Origin of the sequence: Nonomuraea rubra (assembly GCF_014207985.1) — a bacterium.
Taxonomy (GTDB): domain Bacteria; phylum Actinomycetota; class Actinomycetes; order Streptosporangiales; family Streptosporangiaceae; genus Nonomuraea; species Nonomuraea rubra.
In genome coordinates, this window is the sequence record NZ_JACHMI010000001.1 from 11,984,216 (window position 1) to 12,005,973 (window position 21,758).

Genomic DNA, 21,758 nt, shown 5'->3' on the forward strand with positions numbered 1-21,758 from the left:
CCTAACCGGCTGTGCTGTCGTGGATGACGAGCCAGTTGTCCCCACGCTTGAAGTGGAGCGTGTCCGTGCTGACGTAGAGGGTCGGGGAGGCCTTGTGGATGTCGGTGATCCACAACCTGCCGGCCCGTGACGTCTCGAGATCGAAGACCGCCTCGGCCTTCCGTCCCTGCTTGTCGACCTGGCTGATGGTGACGAAACGATCGGCCACGAGCGATCGGGGATGGTTGCCCGGAAGATCCACGACGCGGCTGCCGTCGCGGCGGATCGCCTGATCGTCGGTGAAGCACCAGGTCACGTCGCAGAGCGCCTGCGGGGGGTCGTCGGGCCGCGCCCCGGTGCTCAGGTTGAGCAGCTCCCTCATGCCCACCCAGCGGTCGTTGGCCCGCCCGGCCCAGGGCCAGCGGAAGAGCCGGAGCTTCTCCGTGCCCGGCACGAACGACGGCTCGCCGCCCCGCACCGGAACCTGATGGACCCCGCCCGACTTGGTCGACGACCAGAAGATCTTGCCGTCCCCGATGGCCAGGTCGACACCGTAGACGCTGTCGCCGTTCACCTTGTCCACATCCCGCTCGGCCGGGAACGACACCACCGTGCGGGGCGTGCCCCCCGTCACCGGGACCGTCATGATGTGGATGTCCCGCTTCACGTACTTGAACCAGGCGATCACCCCTTCGCCCACCGCCGGCGAGTTCACCGGCGCGATGGGACTGTCGAGGGTGGCCAGCCGCCGGAACGTCCGCGAATCCAGGCGATAAGCCCACAATTCAGGCGCAGGATCGTAGCCCTGCTTCGACACGTATCCCAGCATGGTGCGCGCATCGATGAACAACTTCGGCGTGAAGGCCCGACCACCCGGAACCTTCCGCGGCACCTCGGCGACCACCGCGGGCAGCGCCTGCTCCAACGGCGGCGCGACCTCCTCCACGACCCGTGACCCCTCGATCCGCGGCGTCGGCCTCACCGTCACGGCGGGCTGCGGCGTGACGGCAGGCTCCGGCCCGGAAGCCCGCTCCACCACGACCGCCGTCACCCCGATCACGAGCCCGGTCGCCGCCACACCCGCCAGCACCAGCCCCCGGCGTCCGCGCCGGGCCTGCGGCACGGTCATCCGCCGCAACAGCTCCGGCGGCACGGCCGGCACCCGCTCCTCCGCGCGGGCGAACGTACGACGCAAAGCCTCTTCAACATCGATCATTGCAGGCTCCTCGGCTGGGTGACGGTGGCGCGCAGCTTGTCCAGGGCACGGGACGCCTGGCTCCGCACGGTTCCCGGAGAAATGCCGAGCATCTCGGCGATCTCCACATCCGACCGGTCCTCGTAGTAACGCAGGACAAGCACGGCCCGCTGACGCTTGGGCAGCTTCGCCAGCTCGTCCCACAGGTCCAACGGCGACTCCGCCACCGGCTGCGGCCGCTCGTGCACCTCCCACACCAGGTGTTCACGCCTGCGCCGCCTCCAGATGGAGATGTGCAGCCGGGCGATCGTGGTCTTCACGTAGCTCTCCGGGTTGTGCTTGCGATGCACGCGCGACCACGAGCCGCGCAGCCGCATCATCGCCTCCTGCACGAGGTCGGCGGCGTCGTGCGGGTTGCCGGTGAGCATGTAGGCGTAGCGGAACAACGCATGGCCCCGATTGGCGGCGAAGTCCGCGAAATCCGGCGCGTCATCCACGAAGGGGGATCCTCTCGTTCATCCCGTCAGAGACGCATCAGGACCCCTTGGATGTTGCATCATCCGGCAACTCGCCGAAGACGAGGGTGGGGCACGGTGGTCATGCCGAGGGCGATGCCCGGCTCAGGCCGTACGCGGCGGCAACGTCGCAGGCCAGCGTTCTTCCTGCTCATCATCGGTGTCGGGCAGCGCATACCCAGCCGCCTGCCAGTCGAGATCATCGAACTCGTACCCGGCGAGCGACGCGGGGATCTCGCAGAAGACCCTCGCGTTCTCCTCTTTGATCCACCCAACGTGAATCAAGTCAGACCGGTCGCGCCCCACCGAGCACTCGGTTCCACGCAGCAATGACCGCCTATTCCGTGTCCTTGGGGTGTCGGGGTGATGCGTAGATCACCCAGACGGTACGAGTGGTGTCGTCAACGACATGTCGCACGCGACCGCCGCTGGTGACCTCGAACTCCCACTGCTCCAGATCCTTGCCGTTGTGACGATGAGTAGCGAGGTCGCCACGTAGACGATGGTGCCGATCGTGACCGGCGCCCGTGCGAGGATCAGCCCGCAACGTCTCGAAGCATCGACGCGTATTGGCCAAGACGTGACGGCACAGCTCTTCCCGCCCCGGACGGCCTCGCCAGCACCGAAACGAACGTCCCATTTGCCACCATGCGTCGGCTTGCCAAGCCCGACTACATCAAGCTCTTCAGGCACTCCGCCTGCATCACGCCTCACCGGACGTCAGGCCGACAGGGCAGGTGACGCCCGTGCCGCCGATCCCGCAATACCCGTCCGGCACCTTGAACAAGTACTGCTGGTGGTAGCACTTCACTTCGCGCTACAGAACCAGCGTGGGAGGACTTCAACCGGCTCGAAGGGCAGCGACCGCTTCGACGAGGCCCGCCGCCTCCAAGGCGTCGAGCACATCGTCAACGGTCTCCGGCGGACTGATCCGTGAGTCCGCGATCTGCTGCACACAAGCCCAGACGACCCTTCCGTCCAGATCGATTTGGTCCAGCACGAAGTCGTCGGGCGACTTCACCTCGATATCCCACGGAGTCACGTAGTCGGCAGGGAAGTCCTTGAGATTCGACGTAACGATGACCCTTGCGCCCACCTTGATCGCCGCAGCCAGCACATGCCGATCATCGGCGTCGGGAAGTTTCAGTCCTTCGATCAGTGGCTCATACCCCTCGACGAGGCAGTCTCGGACAGCGGAATTCATCAGGGAGCGAAGCTTGTCGAGCTTCTCTGCAGGAATGTCGGGCCGGTTGGCGGCGAGGTTGCGCTGCATCTCGTCGAGAATGCTGTTGGTCCACCTGGCTTGCACCCGTCCGGTCATGGCGAGGCGGATGAGCAGGTCCCGCAGCGTGTTGCCGTACAACACGTTCGCGTCGTAGATCACCACAAGAGTCATCCTCGGATGCCCAGCTCTTGCCCCAGCGCAGCGAGCTCATCCGCCGCAGCTCGGCGCTTGGCGTCGTCGCGACGCTTGTATTCCTGGAGATCCTCGCACTTGATCCGGCGGTGCTTACCAATCAACCGGAAGGGAATTTCCCCCGTCTCCAGAAGTTTGATGACATACGGGCGCGAGACGTTCAACATGTCCGCCGCTTGCTGTGTCGTCAGCTCAGCATCCGACGGAATCACCGTGACTCCGCGTCCTTCGGCTGCTTGGGCAAGGATGAAGGCCAGCAGACTCACGGCTTCGCGAGGCAGGATCAAGGGGTCATCGTCTCCGTGCTCACCGACGACCTGTACGGTCGGCTGCTCGGGATACTGCATCAGGTAATCCTTGATCCGGCGTACCGCGCGGCCAGCCACCTCGGCGTCGATACTTCCCGGCCGGACTCTCTTGGCCTGCACGTCACCCACGACGTCACCCCCTCTTCGAAGTATCCGCAACAAACGAAATAAACGCAAGCGACATCGCTGGCGACTCAGAGGCGGACACAGTCGAGAACGGTCGTCAGCAGGACCATGGACATACCGCTGCGTCAGAGGTCCGAAGAGCGAAGAAGATGCGGGTCTCTGCGAGGTCGGTGCGACGAAGAAGCCCTAGCTCTTGATCAACACCGACAGGCCGGGGATCAGGAGCTGGAGCCCGGCTCTCCGCGATCTATGCCTCGCCGGACGTCAGACCCACAGGGCAGGCCACGCCCGTGCCGCCGATGCCGCAGTACCCATTGGGCACTTTGTACAAATATTGCTGGTGATAGTCCTCGGCGAAGTGGAACGGCCCGGCCGGGGCGATCTGCGTGGTGATCTCGCCGTAGCCGGCCTCCTTCAGCACCCTCTGGTACGCCTCCCGCGCCTCCTCAGCCGCCTGCTGCTGCTCAGGCGAGTGATAGTAGATCGCCGACCGGTACTGGGTGCCGACGTCGTTGCCCTGGCGCATGCCCTGGGTGGGATCGTGGGACTCCCAGAAGACCTTCAGGAGCTGCTCGTACGACACCCGGGCCGGGTCGAAGACGACCCTGACGGCCTCCGTGTGACCCGTGAGGCCGCTGCAGACCTCCTCGTACGTCGGGTTCGCCGTGTAGCCGCCCTGGTAGCCGACCGCCGTCGTGTAGACGCCGGGCGTCTGCCAGAACTTGCGCTCGGCGCCCCAGAAGCAGCCGAGGCCGAAGTCGGCGATCTCCAGGCCCTCCGGGTACGGCGGGGCGAGAGGAGCGTCGAGGACGGCGTGGCGGGCCGGGACGGGGATGGGGTCGGGGCGGCCCGGAAGGGCGTCCTCGGGTCGGACCATCGATGTCTTGTTGCCGCCGAACAGCCAGCCCATAGCCGCCACCTCCACAGGTCAGTCTCCAGCCTACACACGCCGACAGTTAAGAAGGTCTACACATTTCCACTTAGTGCATGAAATTTGTGATTAAAGGTGGTAAGGCCCGACAATGGTAGACATGCCTGACCTTCGGCGTGGCGTGTTCTTCGGGATCGCCGCCTACACCATGTGGGGGCTGTTCCCCCTCTACTGGCCTCTGCTCAGACCTTCCGGAGCCGTCGAGATCCTCGCCCACCGGATGGTGTGGTCGCTGGTGGTCGTCGTCGCCGTGCTGGCTCTGCGCAAGCACTGGGGCTGGGTCAAGGAGATCGTCCGCCAACCGAAGAAGCTCGGCCTGCTGACCCTCGCCGCCATCTTCGTCACCGTCAACTGGGGCACCTACATCTACGCCGTCAACACCGGCCACGTCGTGGAGAGTGCCCTCGGCTACTTCATCAACCCGCTGGTCAACGTGCTGTTCGGGGTGGTGCTGCTGCGCGAGCGGCTGCGCGGCCTGCAGTGGGTGGCGGTCGGGTTCGGCGCGCTGGCGGTGCTGGTGCTGACGCTCGACTACGGGCGCCTGCCCTGGATCGCGCTCACGCTGGCCTTCAGCTTCGGCGTCTACGGGCTGGTCAAGAAGAAGGCGAACGTGGCCGCCACCGAGAGCCTGGCCGTCGAGACGCTGGTCCTGCTGCTGCCCGCCCTCGGCTACCTCGGGTTCCTCCAGGTGGCGGGGCAGGCCACGTTCGGGCAGGAGGGCGCCCGGCACGTGCTGCTGATGGTGGGGGCGGGCGTCATCACGGCCGTTCCGCTGCTCTGCTTCGGCGCGGCGGCCATCAGCGTGCCGCTGAGCACCATCGGGCTGCTGCAGTACATCGCGCCGATCCTGCAGTTCGGGTGCGGGGTGCTGATCGCCAAGGAGGTCATGCCGTCGAGCCGGTGGATCGGGTTCTCGATCGTGTGGCTGGCGCTGGCCGTCTTCACGTACGACAGCCTGCGGGCGGCACGGAAGACCCGTACCGCCCGTAGAGCGCAGGCGCTGCTTCAGCCGGAGCGCTCGACCACGTAGTCGCAGAGCGCCAGGAACGCGTCCTTGGCCGGGATGTCGGGCAGGCCCGAGATGTCGGTCCGGGCGCGGTCCACCCAGGCTCCCAGCTCCGCCCGGGCCCGCGCCATGCCGGGGTGGGCGCGCAGCAGGGTGAGCGCCTCCTCGACGTCCTCCTCGGCCACGGGGCCCGACAGCAGGGCCGTCAGGCGCGGGGAGTCGCCGGCGGCCAGCGCGTACAGGACCGGCAGGGTCTTGATGCCCTCCCGCAGGTCCGTGCCGGGGGTCTTGCCCGACTGGGCGCCGGAGGAGGCCACGTCCAGCAGGTCGTCGCCGAGCTGCCACGCCACGCCGATCGCCTCGCAGGCGCGGCTGAGGCGCTCCTCCACGTCCGCGGGGGAACCCGACAGCAGCGCGCCGAAGCGGCCGGAGGCGGCGATGAGCGAGCCGGTCTTGTCGGCCAGGACGCCGAGGTAGTGGGCGATCGGGTCCTCGTCGGCGCGCGGGCCGATGGTCTCGCGGATCTGTCCCTGGACGAGCCGGGAGAACGTCTGCGCCTGGATGCGGATCAGCTCGGGACCCAGGTCGGCCAGCAGGTCGGACGCCTGCGCGAACAGGTAGTCGCCGGTGAGGATCGCCACGGTGTTGTCCCACCGGGCGTTGGCGGACGGGGAGCCCCGGCGGACCGGGGCCTCGTCCATGACGTCGTCGTGGTAGAGCGAGCCGAGGTGGGTCAGCTCGATGACCACGGCGCCGGGCACCACGCCCGGCGCCGACGGGTCGCCGAACTGGGCGGCCAGCAGCACCATCAGCGTACGGAACCGCTTGCCGCCCGCCTCGATGAGGTGCTTGGACACCTCGGTGACGAAGGCGTCCTCCGTCTCCACCGACGAGCGCAGGAGCTTCTCGACTGCGGCCAGTCCGTTGGCCACGTCCTGCGCCAACCGCTCGTCCGCAATGGGAAGGTCAACCACGGGTGGCGCAGACATACGAGATCCCCTTGTCTATCTGATGAACAGGCTGCTGGCAGCGTCGTTGGCGACACCGAGCACGGACTCCGGATAGAGCCCCACCCCTACGGTAACCAGCAGCGAAACCGCGATGACTGCCACGGTCCCCATACTGGGGGCCGCCACGGCCGGGCCGTCGGCCGCCGGCTCGCTGAAGAACATCAGCACGATCACGCGGACGTAGAAGAACGCGGCGACCGCGGAGGCGACCACGCCCACCACGACCAGTCCGGCCATCCAGCCGCCCATGGAGTCGCCTGGCTGCGTGCCGCTGTTCAGGGCGGCGGCGAAGATGGCGTACTTGCCCATGAAGCCGCTCGTCAGCGGGATGCCGGCGAAGGCGAGCAGGAAGAAGGCGAACACGCCGGACAGCAGCGGCGCGCGCTTGCCGAGCCCGGCCCAGCGGGACAGGTGCCCCGCCTCGCCGCCCGGGTCGCGCACCAGCGTCAGCACGGCGAACGCGCCGACGGTGGCGATGCCGTAGACCGCCAGGTAGAACAGGATCGCCTTGAGCGAGCCGGCGTTCTGCTGGGCGCTGCCGTACGTGGCCATCACGCCGACCAGCAGGAAGCCGGCGTGCGCGATGGACGAGTACGCCAGCATGCGCTTGATCTCGGTCTGCGTGATCGCCAGGATCGAGCCGACGATCATCGTGAGCGCGGCGACGGCCCAGATGACCGGCCGCCACTCCCAGTCGAGGTTGCCCAGCCCGACCCAGAACACCCGCAGCACGGCCCCGACGGCCGCCACGAGCGTGCCGGAGGCCATGAGAGCGGTGATCGGGGTCGGAGCGCCCTGGTAGACGTCCGGCTTCCAGGCCTGGAACGGCGCGGCGCCGATCTTGAACAGCAGGCCCACGCCGAGCATCGCGAACCCGATCAGCAGCAGCGGGTCGAGCGCGTTGCCCGCGGCCATGGCCTGGTTGATGCCCGGCAGCGAGACGGTGCCCGCGAAGCCGTAGATCATCGCGGTGCCGTACAGGAAGAACGCCGAGGAGAAGGCGCCCAGCAGGAAGTACTTCATCGACGCCTCCTGCGACAGGAGGCGGCGCCTGCGGGCCAGGCCGCACAGCAGGTACAGCGGCAGCGACATGACCTCGAGGGCCACGAACATCATCAGCAGGTCGTGCGCGGCCGGGAAGAGCAGCATGCCGCCCACGGCGAACAGGACCAGCGGGTAGACCTCGGTGTGGCCGGTGCCGTTGTCGTGGGCCTCGGCCTCCTCCTCGTCGGCGCTGCCCGGCACGGCCGCGGCGGAGGCCACGAAGTGCCCCTCGTCGTTGATCAGCAGCACGCAGACGAACGACAGGACGAGGATGATGCCCCAGATGAACAGCGAGGGGCCGTCCACGGCGATCGCGCCCATGGCGGAGGGCGTGGTGGACACCTGGCCGCGTACCGTCTGGACCAGGACCAGCGCGAACGCGCCGGCCAGGCTCAGCAGGGTGAGCGGCACGTGGATGGACTTGCGCAGGTAGCGCGGCGCGAACGCCTCGACGAGCACGCCGATGCAGGCCGCGCCGAAGATGATCAGCAGCGGCGCCAGCGTGCCGTACTCGATCGTCGGCGCTTCGATGGCGGGGTTCACTGACCTGTCCCCTTCTCAGCGATGGTGGAGGTGGGCACCTTCACGTTGGTCAGCGTCTGTTGCACAGACGGGTTGATCACATCGAGCAGCGGCTTGGGGAAGAAGCCGAAGCCGATGATGAGGGCGACCAGCGGAGCCAGCACCCAGACCTCGCGGGCGTTCAGGTCCTTGAACGCCTTGACCGGCTCGGCCGTCGGCCCGTTCATGGTGCGCTGGATCATCCACAGGATGTAGACGGCCGCGAGGATGACGGCCACCGCCGAGATGATCGCGGCCACCGTCAGCGCGCCGGAGCCGTGCGCCTGGCTGGAGTACGTGCCGATCATCACCATGAACTCGCTGACGAACGACGACAGGCCCGGCAGCGAGAGCCCGGCCAGACCGGCGACCAGGAAGAAGCCCGCGAGCACCGGCGCGACCTTCTGCACGCCTCCGTAGTCGCTGATGAACGGCGACCCGCGCCTGGCGATGAGGAAGCCCGCCGCCAGGAACAGCGCGCCGGTGGCGAAGCCGTGGTTGACCATGTAGAGCGCCGCGCCGGACTGGGCGACGTCCGACATGGCGAACACGCCCAGGACGATGAAGCCGAAGTGCGAGATCGACGTGTAGGCGATGAGCCGCTTCATGTCGGTCTGGCCGATGGCCACGATGGCGCCGTAGATGATGCTGATGACCGCCAGGACGACGATCGGCATCGTGAACGCCTTGGCGGCGTCGGGGAACAGCTCCAGGCAGAAGCGCAGCATGCCGAACGTGCCGACCTTGTCCAGCACGCCCACCAGCAGCACCGCGGCGCCGGCCGGGGCCTGGGCGGCCGCGTCGGGCAGCCAGGTGTGCACCGGCCACAGCGGCGCCTTGATGGCGAAGGCGATGAAGAAGCCGGCGAACAGCCACTTCTGCATGACCGGGTCCTGGATGGCCCCGACGAGCTCGGGGAACATGAACGTCTGCTTGCCCGCGACGAAGTACAGCCCGATGACCGCGACCAGCATGAGCAGGCCGCCGAAGAGCGAATACAGCAGGAACTTGACGGCCGCGTAGGACCGCTGGGCGCCGCCGTACGACCCGATCATGAAGTACATCGGGATCAGCATGGCTTCGAAGAAGACGTAGAACAGGAAGATGTCGGTCGCCGCGAAGACGCCGATCATCATCGCTTCCAGGACGAGCAGCAGCGAGAAGTACGTCTTGACCGACCGCTTGGGCGTGATCAGCGTGCCGTCGGCGGTCTTGACGCCGTCGGCGTCGTGCCAGGAGGCCAGGATGACGATCGGCACCAGCACCGCCGACAGCGCGATGAGCACCAGGGCCACGCCGTCCACGCCGACCCCGAACTTCACGCCGAAGCTCGGGATCCAGTTGTACTCGGCGACGAACTGGAAGCGGTCGCCGGACGGCTTGAACCCGGCGGCCACGACGCCCGTGAGGACCAGCACCAGCAGCGAGACGAGCAGCGCTACCTGCTTGGCCAGCTTGTCACTGCCCTTGGGAAGCAGGGCCACCACGACGGCGCCCACCACGGGCACCGCCATGAGTATCGGGAGCCAGGGTGACATCAGATGTTCCCAACGAGGAGCAGGGCGCCGGTCAGCAGGGCGGCACCGATGAAGATGGACAGCGCGTACGTTCTGGCGAAGCCCGTCTGGACCCGCCTCAGGCGCCCGGAGCTGCCGCCGATGCCCGCCGCCAGGCCGTTGACGATCCCGTCGATGCCGCGGTTGTCGAAGAACACCGCGAGCCGGGTCAGCCACTGGCCGGGACGCATGAAGAGCGACTCGTTGAGCGCGTCACCGTAGAGGTCGCGCCGGGCGAACGTGGTGACGAAGGAGCCGCGCGGTTGCACCGACGGCACCTCGACCCGGCCGTACTTCATCCAGGCGATGATCGCGCCGACCGCGACCAGCCCCAGCGTGGCCAGACCGGACGGGGCGAACGGGGCGAAGTGCGGCAGTTCCTCTGGCTGACCCACGGCCGGAGCCAGGAACAGCAGGAGCCGGTTGCTGAGCACCAGGTAGGCACCCAGGCCGAGCGCGCCCAGCGAGAGAATCATCAGCGGCACCGTCATGACGAGCGGCGACTCGTGCGGGTGCGCGTCGTCGGCCCACCGCTTCTGGCCGAAGAAGGTCATGAAGACCATCCGCGACATGTAGAAGCCGGTGATGCCGGCGCCGAGCACGGCCAGCCAGCCCAGGATCGGCTGGTGGTGCACCGCGGTCTCGATGATGCCGTCCTTGGTGAAGTAACCGGACAGCAGCGGGAACCCGATGATCGCCAGGTAGCCGATGAAGAACGTGATGAACGTGATCGGCATGACCTTGCGCAGGGCGCCGTACTTGCGCATGTCGACCTCGTCGTTCATGCCGTGCATGACCGAGCCGGCGCCGAGGAACATGTCGGCCTTGAAGAAGCCGTGCGTGATCAGGTGGCCGATCGCGAAGGCGTACCCCGCCGGGCCGAGGCCCGCGCCGAGCATCATGTAGCCGATCTGCGACATCGTCGAGCCGGCCAGGCCCTTCTTGATGTCGTCCTTGGCGCAACCGATGATCGCACCGGCGAGCAGCGTGGCCGCGCCGACGATGGCGACGGCGAGCGCAGCGCCCGAGCCCTCGGGGAAGAAGAACGCCCCGGAGCGGACCACCAGGTAGACGCCGGCGGTGACCATGGTCGCGGCGTGGATGAGGGCCGAGACCGGGGTCGGGCCCTCCATGGCGTCCAGAAGCCAGGACTGCAGCGGGAGCTGCGCCGACTTGCCGCAGGCGCCGAGGAGCAGCAGCAGGCCGATGGCGAGCGTGGTGCCGCTCTCGGCACCGTTGACCGGGATGTCCTTGAAGGCGAGCGAGCCGAACGTGGTCCAGATGACGAACATGCCGACCAGCAGGCCGAAGTCACCGACGCGGTTGACGACGAACGCCTTCTTGGCCGCGACCGCCGCCGACGGCTTGAACTGCCAGAACCCGATCAGCAGGTACGAGGCCAGGCCGACGCCCTCCCAGCCGATGAACAGGCCGACATAGTTGTCGGCCAGCACCAGCAGGAGCATCGCGGCCACGAACAGGTTCAGGTAGGCGAAGAACCTGCGCCGGTGCTCGTCGTGGGCCATGTAGCCGATCGAGTAGATGTGGATCAGCGAGCCCACACCGGTGATCAGCAGCGCGAAGCTGATGGACAGGGGGTCGATGAGCAGCCCCATGTCGACCATGGCCGACTGACCCGGCATGCCGGGAATGAACTCGAACAGGTGCACCGCCCGGCGGCGCTCCTCCGCCCCGAACCCGATCAGCTCGAAGAACGCCAGCACCGCCACGACGAACGAGGCGAGGGACATGGCCACGCCCAGCAGATGGCCCCAGCGGTTGGTGAACCGGTTGAACACCAGCAGGATGAGCGCCCCGACGAGCGGGAACGCGATCATCAGCCAGGCGTTGCCGATCACTCCACCGGTGTGCTGGACGATCTCAGCGATATGAGATTCCACCAGTCACCTCTTAGTACTTCAGCAGGTTCGCGTCGTCGACGGACGCTGACCTGCGGGTTCGGAAGATCGTCACGATGATGGCCAGGCCGACCACGACCTCGGCCGCGGCCACCACCATCACGAAGAACGCGATGATCTGGCCCTCCAGGTTGCCGACCTGCCTGGAGAAGGTGACGAAGGCCAGGTTGCAGGCGTTGAGCATGAGCTCCACGCACATGAACACCACGATCGCGTTACGCCTGATCAGCACGCCCATGGCGCCGATGGCGAAGAGAATGCCGGACAGGACGAGGTAGTGCGTCGTCACTTGGTCACCTCATTGGTCTCGGCGTCCTTCTCCGCCTCGGTCGGCGCCTCGTCGAGCTCGGCCGTGTGCTTGATCGCGTCGGCGAGCTTCGGGTCCTCGGGCAGGTGGTCGTGCTCGACGTCGTAGCGCGCGATGTAGCGGTTGACCGAGGTCTCGGCGACCGAACCGTCGGGCAGCAGCGCCGGCATGTCGATGGCGTTGCTCCTGGCGTAGGTGCCGGGGCCCGGCAGCGGCGACGGGTGGTCGCCGAGGAACCGGGCGCGGGACAGGTCCTTCTGCGTGGCCTTCTCGGTGAGCTTCTCGCGGTGCGCGAGCACCATCGCGGCCAGCGCGGCGGTGATCAGCAGGGCCGAGGTGATCTCGAACGCGAAGACGTACTTGGTGAACAGCAGCAGCGCGATCGAGCGGATGTAGCCGCCCTGCCCGGTGGCCTGTGCCAGCCCGGCCTGGGGAGCGAAGATCGCGTTGCCGACGGCCAGCACGATCAGCGCCAGGAAGCCCAGGGCCGCCAGGACCGCCCAGACGCGCTGTCCCTTGAGCGTCTCCACGAACGAGTCGGAGGAGTCCACGCCCACGAGCATGAGCACGAACAGGAACAGCATCATGATCGCGCCGGTGTAGACGATGATCTGCACCGCCGCCAGGAAGGGCGCGTCCTGCACCGCGTACAGGACGGCCAGGCAGAGCATCACGGTGCCGAGCATCAGCGCGGAGTACACGGCCTTGCGGTTGAAGACCATGCCGAGTGCGGCGCCGACGGAGACGACGGCCAGCACCCAGAAAGTGATGGTCTCACCCATTGGTCCGCCCCAGCCGGTAGTAGTCCTCTTCGGTCTCACCGAGCCGCATGGGGTGCGGCGGCTGCTCCATGCCCTGGGTCAGCGGCGCGAGCAGCATCTCCTTGGTGTAGATGAGGCTCTCGCGGTTGGTGTCGGCGAGCTCGTACTCGTTCGTCATGGTGAGCGCGCGGGTCGGGCAGGCCTCGATGCACAGGCCGCACAGGATGCACCGCAGATAGTTGATCTGGTACGTGCGCCCGTAACGCTCGCCCGGCGAGAAGCGCTCCTCCTCGGTGTTGTCCGCACCCTCGACGTAGATCGCGTCGGCCGGACACGCCCAGGCGCACAGCTCGCACCCGACGCACTTCTCCAGCCCGTCGGGCCAGCGGTTGAGCTGGTGACGCCCGTGGAAGCGAGGAGCCGTGGGCTTCTTCTCCTCCGGGTAGTTCGTCGTGACGGGCTTCTTGAACATCGTGTGGAAGGTGACCCCGAAGCCCTTGACGGGGTTCAGCCAATCAGTTAGTCCCACTGGGAATCTCCTTGTGCTGCACCCCGTGGTAGTGCGGCAGGTCGAGCGGCGGCACAGGGAAGCCACCGGCCGTCGGCTCCTCGGACAGTTCCTCGAACTCGGCCTCCACCTGTGCCTTCCTGGCTTCCTTGCGCCGCTGGTTGACGGTGTCGAAGCGCATCCAGATGGCCAGCGCGGCGATCACGATGACCACGCCGAGCCCGATGCCGAGCGTCCGGTTCTGGTCGTTGACCACCACGTTGCGCACGGCGGCCACCAGCAGGATCCAGGCCAGGTTGACCGGGATCAGCACCTTCCAGCCCAGCGACATCAGCTGGTCGTAGCGCACCCGCGGCAGCGACGCGCGCACCCACACGATGAAGCAGAACGTCAGCACGAACTTGATGAAGAACCACAACACCGGCCACCAGCCCTGGTTGGCGCCCTCCCAGAACGTGGAGATCGGCGCCGGCGCCCGCCAGCCGCCCAGGAACAGGGTGACCGCGATGCCCGAGGCGGTGAAGGTGTGCAGGTACTCGCCCATCATGATGAGCGCGAACTTCAGCGACGAGGAGTACTCCGTCTGGAACCCGCCGACCAGCTCGCCCTCGCCCTCCGGCAGGTCGAACGGGATGCGCGCGGCCTCACCGAACATGCACACCACGTACACCAGGAACGACGGGATCAGCAGCACCGCGAACCAGGTCTGCTCCTGCGCCTTGACGATCTCGGAGGTGGACAGCGTCCCGGCGAACAGGAAGATCGCCACGAACGACAACCCCATCGCGATCTCATAAGAGACCACCTGGGCCGCCGACCGCAGCCCGCCCAGCAGCGCGTACGGCGAGCGCGACGACCACCCGGCCAGCACCACCCCGTACACCGACACCGCACCCATGGCCAGCATGAACAGCACCGCCACCGGCAGGTCCACAAGCTGCAGCGGCGTCTCCACCCCGAACAGGTTCACCACCGGCCCGAACGGCACGATGGAGAAGGCCAGGAACGCCGGCACCACCATGATCACCGGCGCCAGCAGGTACAGCACCTTGTCCACGGTCCGCGGGAAGAGGTCCTCCTTCAGACCCATCTTCAGGCCGTCGGCCACGGACTGCAGCAGGCCGAACTTGCCGGCCCGGTTGGGGCCGTAGCGGTGCTGCATCCGCGAGATCAGCTTGCGCTCGAACCAGACGCCGAACAGGATGCCCAGCATCAGGAAGGCGAACAGCATCACGGCCTTGATGATGGTGATCCAGAGCGGATCGTGGCCGAAGTTCTCCAGGGTGGGACTCATGAGGCGCTCCCGATGGTGACGATGTCGCCGGCCACCGCGCGCAGGTCACGCGTGACCGAGCAGCCGCCGGAGTTCGCCGGCACCCAGACCACGCGGTCGGGCAGGTCGGCGACGCGCACCGGCAGGGTGACGTTCTCACCGACGACGAGCTTGTCGCCGTCCGTGACACCCAGCTCGGCGGCGGTGCTCTCCGAGACCAGCGCTTCGGCGGTGCGGGCGGTGCCCGCGAGGTACGGCTCGCCGTCCTGCAGCCTGCCCTCGTCGAGCAGCAGGTGCCAGGTGGCCAGCAGCGCCTGCCCCTGCTCCGGCATGTCCAGGGCGCGGGGCAGGGCGACCGGCGCGCTGACGCGGCTGCCGCGCCACGAGCCGAGGCTGGACAGCTCGCGCCGGGCGGCCTTGGCGTCCGGCAGGCCCAGGTGCACGTCCATCCGGTCGGCCAGGTTGCCGATCACGGACAGGTCCGACTGCAAACCGGGCACCTTCAGCGGCGCCTCGAACGAGCGGCCCCTGCCTTCCCAGTTGACGAACGTGCCGCCCTTCTCCTGCACCGCGGCGACGGGCAGGACCACGTCGGCGCGGTCGGTGACGGCGCTGGCGCGGATCTCCAGGCTGACGATGAACGGCGTGTGCTCCAGAGCTTCGAGCGCCGCCGCCGGGTCCGGCAGGTCGTAGGGGTCGACGCCGGCGACGACCAGCGCGTCCAGCTCGCCGTCGCGGGCGGCGGCCAGGATGCCGGAGGTGTCGCGGCCGAGCGTGGCGGGCAGCGAGGCCACGTTCCACGCCCTGGCGACCTCGGCCCTGGCGCTCTCGTCGTCCACGGGGCGGCCGATCGGCAGCAGGTTGGGCAGCGCGCCGGCCTCGACGGCGCCGCGCTCACCGGCCCGGCGCGGGATCCAGGCGATCCTGGCGTCGGAGGCGGCGGCGAGGCGGACGACCGCGGACAGCGCGCCCGGCACGGTGGCCAGCCGCTCGCCGGCCAGCACGATCGTGCCCGCGGCCAGCGTGCCGACCAGGTCGCCGATCGCGTCGGCCTCGGCGCCGGGGGCGGTGCGGACGAGCGTGCCGCCCATCTTCACCAGGCCGGGCGAGGCGAACGGCGCGATCGAGGTGACCTTGAGGCCCTTCTTCCGCCACGCCTTGCGCAGGCGCAGGAAGAGGATCGGCGACTCCTCCTCGGCCTCCAGGCCGACGAGCAGCACGTGCGGGGCGTTCTCGAGGTCGGTGTAGCTGATCTCGATGCCCTTGCCGGCCACCGAGTGGGCCAGGAACTGCGCCTCCTCGGCGGAGTGCGGCCTGGCGCGGAAGTCGATGTCGTTGGTGCCGAGCGCGAGCCTGGCGAACTTGGCGTAGGCGTAGGAGTCCTCGACCGTGACACGGCCGCCGACCAGCACGCCGGCCTTGCCGCGGGCCTTGGCCAGGCCCTCGGCGGCCACCGCCAGCGCCTCCGGCCACGAGGCGGGCACGAGCACGCCCTCCTCGTTGCGGACCAGCGGCTGCTTGAGCCGGTCGGGCTGCTGCGCGTAGGTGAACGCCCAGCGGCCCTTGTCGCAGTTCCACTCCTCGTTCACCTGCGGGTCGTTGCCCGCCAGGCGGCGGGTGACCCGGCCGCGCCGGTGGTCGGTGCGCAGGGCGCAGCCGCCGGCGCAGTGCTCGCACGAGCTCGGCGTGGACACCAGGTCGAACGGCCGGGCCCGGAACCGGTATGCGGCCCCGGTGAGCGCGCCCACCGGGCAGATCTGCACCGTGTTGCCGGAGAAGTAGGAGTTGAACGGCTTGCCCTCGGCCGTACGCACCTGCTCCTTGGCGCCGCGCTCGAAGAACTCGATGAGCGGGTCACCGGCGATCTGGTCGGAGAAGCGGATGCAGCGCGCGCACTGGACGCAGCGCTCGCGGTCGAGCAGGACCTGCGTCGACAGCGGCAGCGGCTTGGGGAAGGTGCGCTTCTGCTCCTGGAAGCGGGACTCGCCCTGGCCGTTGGACATGGCCTGGTTCTGCAGGGGGCACTCGCCGCCCTTGTCGCAGACCGGGCAGTCCAGCGGGTGGTTCATGAGCAGCAGCTCCATGGCCCCGCGCTGCGCCTTCTCGGCGACGGGCGAGGTGAGCTGGGTCTGCACCACCATGCCCTCGGCGACCTCGATCGCGCACGACGGCTGCGGCTTGGGGAAGCCGCGGCCGTTGCCCGCGTCGGGGATGTCGACCAGGCACTGCCGGCAGTTGGCGGCCGGGTCGAGCAGCGGGTGGTCGCAGAACCTGGGGATCTGGATGCCCAGCAGCTCGGCGGCCCTGATGATCAACGTGCCCTTGGGAACACTGACCTGGAACCCGTCGATGGTCAGGGTCACCAGGTTCACTTCTGTCTCTACGACGGTCACTGCTCACCCCAGAGAGTGGACTTCTTCGGGTCGAACGGACAACCGCCGATCTCGAAGTGCTTGAGGTACTCCTCGCGGAAGTACTTCACCGAGGAGTGGATCGGGCTCGTCGCGCCGTCACCCAGCGCGCAGAACGAGCGGCCCAGGATGTTGTCCGCGATGTCGGTGATCGTGGCCAGGTCCTCCTCGGTGCCCTGGCCCTTCTCCAGGCGCTTGAGCACCTGCTTGAGCCAGTACGTGCCCTCGCGGCAGGGCGTGCACTTGCCGCAGGACTCGTGGGCGTAGAACTCGGTCCAGCGCAGCACCGTGCGGACCACGCAGGTGGTCTCGTCGAAGATCTGCAGCGCGCGGGTGCCGAGCATGGAGCCCTTGGCGCCGACCGCCTCGAAGTCGAGCGGCACGTCGAGGTGCTCGTCGGTGAAGATCGGCGTGGAGGAGCCGCCCGGGGTCCAGAACTTGATCTGGTGCCCCTCGCGGATGCCGCCGGCCATGTCGAGCAGCTCTCGCAGCGTGATGCCGAGCGGGGCCTCGTACTGGCCGGGCCTGGTGACGTGGCCGCTGAGGGAGAAGATGCCGAAGCCCTTGGACTTCTCGGTGCCCATCCCGGCGAACCACTCGGCGCCGTTGGCGATGATCGAGGGAACAGACGCGATCGACTCGACGTTGTTCACGACAGTAGGCGAGGCGTACAGGCCCGCCACGGCCGGGAACGGGGGCTTGAGCCGCGGTTGACCTCTGAAGCCTTCCAGCGAGTCCAGCAGCGCCGTCTCCTCGCCGCAGATGTAGGCGCCCGCGCCGCTGTGCACGACGAGCTCCAGGTCGTAGCCGGAGCCGAAGATGTCGGTGCCGAGGTAACCCTTCTCGTACGCCTCCCGCACGGCCGCGTGCAGCCGCCGGATGACGTGCAGCACCTCGCCGCGCACGTAGATGAAGGCGTGGTTGGCCCGGATCGCGTACGAGGTGATGATGATGCCCTCGACCAGCGCGTGCGGGTTGGCCATCATGAGCGGGATGTCCTTGCAGGTGCCCGGCTCCGACTCGTCGGCGTTGACGACGAGGTAGTGCGGCTTGCCGTCGCCCTGCGGGATGAAGCCCCACTTCATGCCGGTGGGGAAGCCCGCGCCGCCGCGGCCGCGCAGGCCCGAGTCCTTGACGGCCTGGATGACCGCGTCGGGGTCCATGCCCAGGGCCTTCTTCGCCGCCTCGTACTCGCCGTAGGAGTCGAGGGTGAAGGAGTTGGGCTGGTCCCAGTTCGCGGTCAGGACCGGTGTCAAAGTGGTGCTCATGCCTCCGGTGCCTTCCATCCCTTGGCCTTGGCGACCTTCAGGCCCTCCAGCGAGGCGCCGGCGGCCGACGGGCCCTCGCCCGCGAGCTCGTCGGGCAGGCCGGAGAGCACGCGCGAGGCCTGCTTGAACGTGCACAGCTTCTTGGGGCCGCGCGTGGGCGCCACGTCCTTGCCGTCACGCAGGTCGTCGACGAGCTGCTTGGCCGACTCGGGCGTCTGGTTGTCGAAGAACTCCCAGTTGACCATCATGACCGGCGCGAAGTCGCAGGCCGCGTTGCACTCCAGGCGCTCCAGCGAGATCTTGCCGTCGGCGGTCGCCTCTTCGTGACCGACGCCGACGTGCTCGGAGAGCTCCTCCCAGATCTGGTCGCCGCCCATGACCGCGCACAGCGCGTTGATGCACACGCCGACGTGGTACTCGCCGGCGGGCTTGCGCTTGTACATGGTGTAGAAGGTGGCCACGCCCGTGACCTCGGCCTTGCTGAGGCCGAGCATCTCCGCGCAGAACTCCTGGCCGTCGTCCGAGACGTAACCGTCCTCGGACTGCACGAGGTGGAGCAGCGGCAGCAGGGCGGACCGCGTCTTCGGGTAACGCCCGATGATCTCCTTGGCGTCCCGCTCCAGACGCTCACGGATCTCCGGTGAATAAGTCACCGGTCCACACCTCCCATGACGGGGTCGATAGAAGCCACCGCGGCGATCACGTCGGCGACCTGGCCGCCCTCCGCCATCGCGGGGAAGCTCTGCAGGTTGCAGAAGGACGGCTCGCGGAAGTGCACGCGGTACGGCCTCGTGCCGCCGTCGCTGACCACGTGGGCGCCGAGCTCGCCCTTGGGCGACTCGATGCTGGCGTACGCCTGCCCGGCCGGCACCCTGAAGCCCTCGGTCACCAGCTTGAAGTGGTGGATGAGGGCCTCCATGGAGGTGCCCATGATGTGCGCGATGTGGTCAGGCGAGTTGCCGAACCCGTCGGGGCCGAGCGCGAGCTGCGCGGGCCAGCCGATCTTCTTGTCCTCGATCATGACCGGGTCGCCCTTGAGCGGACCGGCGATGCGGTCCAGCGCCTGCTCGATGATCTTGAGGGATTCCTCCATCTCCCTCATGCGGACGAGGTAGCGCGAGTACACGTCACAGCCGCGCTCGGTGGGGACGTCGAACTCGTAGGTCTCGTAACCGCAGTAGGGCTGCGACTTGCGCAGGTCCCACGGCAGGCCGGCGGCGCGCAGGATGGGCCCGGTGACGCCGAGCGCCATGCAGCCGGTCAGGTCGAGGTAGGCCACGTCCCTGGTGCGGCGCACGTAGACGGGGTTCTCGTCGAGGAGCTTGCGGATGTCCTTGATCCGCTTGGGCATCTCCTTGAGGAACTCGCCGACCTTGTCCACCGCGCCGGCGGGCAGGTCCACGCTCACGCCGCCGGGGCGGATGTAGGCGTGGTTCATGCGCAGGCCGGTGATGTACTCGAACAGGTCCATGATCATTTCACGATCGCGGTACCCGAACAGGAACGGCGTGGTCGCGCCCAGCTCCATGCCGAACGTGCCCATCGCCACCAGGTGCGAGGCGATGCGGTTGAGCTCCATCATCATCACGCGGATGGCCTGCGCCCGCTCGGGCACGCGGTCGGTGATGCCGAGCAGCTTCTCCACACCGAGGCAGTACGCCGTCTCGTTGAAGATCGGCGAGAGGTAGTCCATGCGGGTCACGAACGTGGTCCCCTGGGTCCACGTCCGGTACTCCATGTTCTTCTCGATGCCGGTGTGCAGGTAGCCGATGACGCCGCGCGCCTCGGTGACCGTCTCGCCGTCGAGCGTCAGCACCAGCCGGAGCACGCCGTGCGTGGACGGGTGCTGCGGGCCCATGTTGACGACCAGGCGCTCCTCCTCGGAGTCGCGCACGCCGGTGACGACCTGGTCCCAGTCAGCGCCGTTGACCGAATAGACCTTGCCCTCGGTCGCCTCGTCATAAGCGGTGCTCATGAGTAGCTCCTTCTCTGGTCAGGCGCGGGGATGGTGGCGCCGCGGTACTCGACCGGGATGCCGCCGAGCGGGTAGTCCTTCCGCTGCGGGTGGCCGTCCCAGTCGTCCGGCATCATGATCCGGGTGAGCGCGGGGTGACCGTCGAAGATGATCCCGAAGAAGTCGTACGTCTCGCGCTCGTGCCAGTCGTGACCAGGGTAAACGCTGACCGTCGATGGGATGTGCGGGTCGGAGTCCGGCGCGCTCGCCTCGACGCGCACGCGCCGGTTGTGGGTGATCGACACCAGGTGGATGACCGCGTGCAGCTCCTCGCCGGCCAGGTGCGGGTAGTGCACGCCGGACACGCCGGTCGACAGTTCGAACCGCAGGGCCGGGTCGTCGCGCAGCTTCTGGCAGACCTCCACCAGGCGCTCACGCCTGACGTGCAGGGTCAGCTCGCCGCGGTCGACGACCACGCGCTCGATCGCGTCGTCCATCGCCAGGGTGTCGACGAGCTCGTCGAAGTAGCTCCCGTACGGGCGCGGCGTCGAGATCTGCGGCGCCCTGCGCACGACGAGGCCGCCGTAACCGGAGGTGTCACCGCTGTCCTGGGCGCCGAACATGCCGTGCCGCGCGATGGGCGCCTCGGGCACCGCGGGGACCGCGGCCTCCGGCGTCTCGCCGCCCTCGGGGCTGCCGGGCAGGTTGTCGGGCGAGGTCACTTCGCGGCCCCCTGGTCGATCAGCGGCAGCGTGCGCAGCGCCTGCAGCTCGAGCTCCTCGATCTGCTTGGCCCGGTGCGCGCCGAACTTCATGTTCTGGATCTTGTCGTGCAGCTTCACGATCGCGTCGATCAGCATCTCGGGCCGCGGCGGGCAGCCCGGCAGGTAGATGTCGACGGGGACGACGTGGTCGACGCCCTGCACGATGGCGTAGTTGTTGAACATGCCGCCGCTGGAGGCGCACACGCCCATGGAGATGACCCACTTCGGCTCGGCCATCTGGTCGTAGATCTGGCGCAGCACGGGCGCCATCTTCTGCGACACCCGCCCGGCCACGATCATGAGGTCGGCCTGCCGGGGAGACGCCGAAGCGCGCTCCATACCGAAGCGCGCCAGGTCGTAGTGGGGGCCACCGGTGGCCATCAGCTCGATGGCGCAACACGCGAGACCGAACGTCGCCGGCCACACGGAGTTCTTCCGCGCCCACCCCGCGGCCGCTTCGACCGTGCTGAGGATGAACCCGCTGGGGAGTTTTTCTTCAAGTCCCATTTTCAGTCCCAGTCCAGACCCTTGCGGCGCCACACGTACGCGTAGGCGACGAGCACGGTGACGATGAACAGCAGCATCTCGACGAGCGCGAACAGGCCAAGGCCCGAGGAGAGCACGCGGCCGAGGTCGTCCGTCTGCGGAGCGAACGAGACGGCCCACGGGTAAAGGAAGATGATCTCGATGTCGAAGACGATGAAGAGCATCGCCGTGATCATGTATTTGAGCGGGAACCGTCCACCACCGACAGGCTGGGGCGTGGGCTCGATGCCGCATTCGTAGGCGTCGAGCTTGGCGCGGTTCCAGCGCTTGGGACCGGTGAAGGGAGCGATGGCGACCGAGAAGATCGCGAAGCCCCCCGCGAGAACGGCGAGCACCAGGATGGGCACGTAAAGGTCCATCGCTACGCCTCCTCTGGAGTCGCCGCGCGCGCGGGCGCGCA

22 protein-coding genes and 1 pseudogene are annotated in these 21,758 nt (G+C 68.0%); 1 reads left to right on the forward strand and 22 read right to left on the reverse strand.

Translation table 11 applies throughout. The features are described 5' to 3' along the window. Position 1: 1 nt before the first annotated feature. The 7 genes and pseudogenes from HD593_RS55370 to msrA all read right to left on the reverse strand — a co-directional run bounded on the left by HD593_RS55370 (position 2) and on the right by msrA (position 4,450). On the reverse strand, positions 2 to 1,132 hold the full coding sequence (locus tag HD593_RS55370) for a hypothetical protein (RefSeq protein WP_221525416.1): 1,131 nt from the start codon (positions 1,130 to 1,132) through the stop codon (positions 2 to 4). Between the two features lie 59 nt (positions 1,133 to 1,191). Continuing rightward, positions 1,192 to 1,671: a SigE family RNA polymerase sigma factor gene (locus HD593_RS55375; protein WP_185110843.1), complete on the reverse strand. Its 480-nt coding sequence runs from the start codon at positions 1,669 to 1,671 to the stop codon at positions 1,192 to 1,194. Positions 1,672 to 1,794: 123 nt separating this feature from the next. After that, positions 1,795 to 1,995, reverse strand: a complete 201-nt coding sequence (locus HD593_RS55380) for a hypothetical protein (RefSeq protein WP_185110844.1) — start codon at positions 1,993 to 1,995, stop codon at positions 1,795 to 1,797. A gap of 397 nt (positions 1,996 to 2,392) precedes the next feature. Continuing rightward, positions 2,393 to 2,491 (reverse strand): annotated as a pseudogene (locus HD593_RS62980) (peptide-methionine (S)-S-oxide reductase MsrA); the annotation flags it as partial. Positions 2,492 to 2,530: 39 nt separating this feature from the next. After that, the gene (locus tag HD593_RS55385; protein ID WP_185110845.1) at positions 2,531 to 3,085 is read right to left on the reverse strand and encodes a PIN domain-containing protein; all 555 of its coding nucleotides are present in this window, start codon (positions 3,083 to 3,085) and stop codon (positions 2,531 to 2,533) included. Next, the gene (locus HD593_RS55390; protein ID WP_312904383.1) at positions 3,082 to 3,543 is read right to left on the reverse strand and encodes a helix-turn-helix domain-containing protein; all 462 of its coding nucleotides are present in this window, start codon (positions 3,541 to 3,543) and stop codon (positions 3,082 to 3,084) included. Before HD593_RS55390 ends, HD593_RS55385 begins: the two co-directional genes overlap by 4 nt. Before the next feature lie 244 nt (positions 3,544 to 3,787). Beyond that, complete coding sequence (gene msrA / locus HD593_RS55395) at positions 3,788 to 4,450, reverse strand: peptide-methionine (S)-S-oxide reductase MsrA (RefSeq protein ID WP_185110846.1); 663 nt, start codon at positions 4,448 to 4,450, stop codon at positions 3,788 to 3,790. Positions 4,451 to 4,571: 121 nt separating this feature from the next. Between msrA and rarD the strand changes: the two genes are divergently transcribed. Then, positions 4,572 to 5,501 carry an EamA family transporter RarD gene (rarD, locus tag HD593_RS55400; RefSeq protein WP_185110847.1) on the forward strand — a complete coding sequence of 310 codons (930 nt, stop codon included), beginning with the start codon at positions 4,572 to 4,574 and terminating at the stop codon, positions 5,499 to 5,501. On the opposite strand, the gene HD593_RS55405 is transcribed toward rarD, so the two are convergent. From HD593_RS55405 to HD593_RS55475, 15 genes are all read right to left on the reverse strand, one after another. Further along, positions 5,477 to 6,466, reverse strand: coding sequence for a polyprenyl synthetase family protein (locus HD593_RS55405; protein WP_185110848.1), 990 nt, complete (start codon positions 6,464 to 6,466; stop codon positions 5,477 to 5,479). The two genes, rarD and HD593_RS55405, sit on opposite strands and share 25 nt — an antisense overlap. 15 nt (positions 6,467 to 6,481) lie before the next feature. Next, a complete protein-coding gene (nuoN, locus tag HD593_RS55410; RefSeq protein WP_185110849.1) occupies positions 6,482 to 8,074 on the reverse strand; it encodes an NADH-quinone oxidoreductase subunit NuoN in 1,593 nt (530 codons plus the stop codon). Then, positions 8,071 to 9,630, reverse strand: a complete 1,560-nt coding sequence (locus tag HD593_RS55415; RefSeq protein WP_185110850.1) for an NADH-quinone oxidoreductase subunit M — start codon at positions 9,628 to 9,630, stop codon at positions 8,071 to 8,073. Before HD593_RS55415 ends, nuoN begins: the two co-directional genes overlap by 4 nt. After that, positions 9,630 to 11,486, reverse strand: a complete 1,857-nt coding sequence (gene nuoL / locus HD593_RS55420) for an NADH-quinone oxidoreductase subunit L (RefSeq protein ID WP_185112695.1) — start codon at positions 11,484 to 11,486, stop codon at positions 9,630 to 9,632. The genes HD593_RS55415 and nuoL overlap by 1 nt, the downstream gene beginning before the upstream one ends. A 73-nt stretch (positions 11,487 to 11,559) precedes the next feature. Further along, entirely contained in the window at positions 11,560 to 11,856 is a 297-nt protein-coding gene (gene nuoK / locus HD593_RS55425; RefSeq protein ID WP_148433096.1) for an NADH-quinone oxidoreductase subunit NuoK, read from the reverse strand. Beyond that, positions 11,853 to 12,656: an NADH-quinone oxidoreductase subunit J gene (locus HD593_RS55430; RefSeq protein WP_185110851.1), complete on the reverse strand. Its 804-nt coding sequence runs from the start codon at positions 12,654 to 12,656 to the stop codon at positions 11,853 to 11,855. Before HD593_RS55430 ends, nuoK begins: the two co-directional genes overlap by 4 nt. Continuing rightward, on the reverse strand, positions 12,649 to 13,164 hold the full coding sequence (gene nuoI, locus HD593_RS55435) for an NADH-quinone oxidoreductase subunit NuoI (protein ID WP_148433094.1): 516 nt from the start codon (positions 13,162 to 13,164) through the stop codon (positions 12,649 to 12,651). Before nuoI ends, HD593_RS55430 begins: the two co-directional genes overlap by 8 nt. Continuing rightward, positions 13,151 to 14,437 carry an NADH-quinone oxidoreductase subunit NuoH gene (gene nuoH / locus HD593_RS55440; RefSeq protein ID WP_185110852.1) on the reverse strand — a complete coding sequence of 429 codons (1,287 nt, stop codon included), beginning with the start codon at positions 14,435 to 14,437 and terminating at the stop codon, positions 13,151 to 13,153. The genes nuoI and nuoH overlap by 14 nt, the downstream gene beginning before the upstream one ends. Then, on the reverse strand, positions 14,434 to 16,809 hold the full coding sequence (locus tag HD593_RS55445) for an NADH-quinone oxidoreductase subunit G (RefSeq protein WP_185110853.1): 2,376 nt from the start codon (positions 16,807 to 16,809) through the stop codon (positions 14,434 to 14,436). Before HD593_RS55445 ends, nuoH begins: the two co-directional genes overlap by 4 nt. Continuing rightward, positions 16,806 to 18,095, reverse strand: coding sequence for an NADH-quinone oxidoreductase subunit NuoF (gene nuoF, locus HD593_RS55450; protein ID WP_185110854.1), 1,290 nt, complete (start codon positions 18,093 to 18,095; stop codon positions 16,806 to 16,808). Before nuoF ends, HD593_RS55445 begins: the two co-directional genes overlap by 4 nt. Further along, entirely contained in the window at positions 18,092 to 18,748 is a 657-nt protein-coding gene (nuoE, locus tag HD593_RS55455) for an NADH-quinone oxidoreductase subunit NuoE (protein ID WP_185110855.1), read from the reverse strand. Before nuoE ends, nuoF begins: the two co-directional genes overlap by 4 nt. Then, positions 18,745 to 20,070 (reverse strand): NADH-quinone oxidoreductase subunit D, encoded by a 1,326-nt coding sequence (locus HD593_RS55460; RefSeq protein WP_185110856.1) that lies wholly within the window; start codon positions 20,068 to 20,070, stop codon positions 18,745 to 18,747. Before HD593_RS55460 ends, nuoE begins: the two co-directional genes overlap by 4 nt. Next, entirely contained in the window at positions 20,067 to 20,771 is a 705-nt protein-coding gene (locus HD593_RS55465) for an NADH-quinone oxidoreductase subunit C (RefSeq protein WP_185110857.1), read from the reverse strand. The genes HD593_RS55460 and HD593_RS55465 overlap by 4 nt, the downstream gene beginning before the upstream one ends. Further along, positions 20,768 to 21,319 (reverse strand): NuoB/complex I 20 kDa subunit family protein, encoded by a 552-nt coding sequence (locus tag HD593_RS55470; RefSeq protein ID WP_132608802.1) that lies wholly within the window; start codon positions 21,317 to 21,319, stop codon positions 20,768 to 20,770. Before HD593_RS55470 ends, HD593_RS55465 begins: the two co-directional genes overlap by 4 nt. Before the next feature lie 2 nt (positions 21,320 to 21,321). Further along, positions 21,322 to 21,717 (reverse strand): NADH-quinone oxidoreductase subunit A, encoded by a 396-nt coding sequence (locus HD593_RS55475; protein WP_080043646.1) that lies wholly within the window; start codon positions 21,715 to 21,717, stop codon positions 21,322 to 21,324. Positions 21,718 to 21,758 lie beyond the last annotated feature (41 nt).

What these genes read in the sequence shown, in the direction of transcription:
- HD593_RS55385 (WP_185110845.1), bottom strand. Translation starts at nt 3,085, where the DNA reads ATGACTCTTGTGGTGATCTACGACGCGAACGTGTTGTACGGCAACACG.
- msrA (WP_185110846.1), bottom strand. Translation starts at nt 4,450, where the DNA reads ATGGGCTGGCTGTTCGGCGGCAACAAGACATCGATGGTCCGACCCGAG.
- rarD (WP_185110847.1), top strand. Translation starts at nt 4,572, where the DNA reads ATGCCTGACCTTCGGCGTGGCGTGTTCTTCGGGATCGCCGCCTACACC.
- HD593_RS55405 (WP_185110848.1), bottom strand. Translation starts at nt 6,466, where the DNA reads ATGTCTGCGCCACCCGTGGTTGACCTTCCCATTGCGGACGAGCGGTTG.
- HD593_RS55415 (WP_185110850.1), bottom strand. Translation starts at nt 9,630, where the DNA reads ATGTCACCCTGGCTCCCGATACTCATGGCGGTGCCCGTGGTGGGCGCC.
- nuoL (WP_185112695.1), bottom strand. Translation starts at nt 11,486, where the DNA reads ATGATCGCGTTCCCGCTCGTCGGGGCGCTCATCCTGCTGGTGTTCAAC.
- HD593_RS55430 (WP_185110851.1), bottom strand. Translation starts at nt 12,656, where the DNA reads ATGGGTGAGACCATCACTTTCTGGGTGCTGGCCGTCGTCTCCGTCGGC.
- nuoH (WP_185110852.1), bottom strand. Translation starts at nt 14,437, where the DNA reads ATGAGTCCCACCCTGGAGAACTTCGGCCACGATCCGCTCTGGATCACC.
- nuoF (WP_185110854.1), bottom strand. Translation starts at nt 18,095, where the DNA reads ATGAGCACCACTTTGACACCGGTCCTGACCGCGAACTGGGACCAGCCC.
- HD593_RS55460 (WP_185110856.1), bottom strand. Translation starts at nt 20,070, where the DNA reads ATGAGCACCGCTTATGACGAGGCGACCGAGGGCAAGGTCTATTCGGTC.
- HD593_RS55470 (WP_132608802.1), bottom strand. Translation starts at nt 21,319, where the DNA reads ATGGGACTTGAAGAAAAACTCCCCAGCGGGTTCATCCTCAGCACGGTC.
- HD593_RS55475 (WP_080043646.1), bottom strand. Translation starts at nt 21,717, where the DNA reads ATGGACCTTTACGTGCCCATCCTGGTGCTCGCCGTTCTCGCGGGGGGC.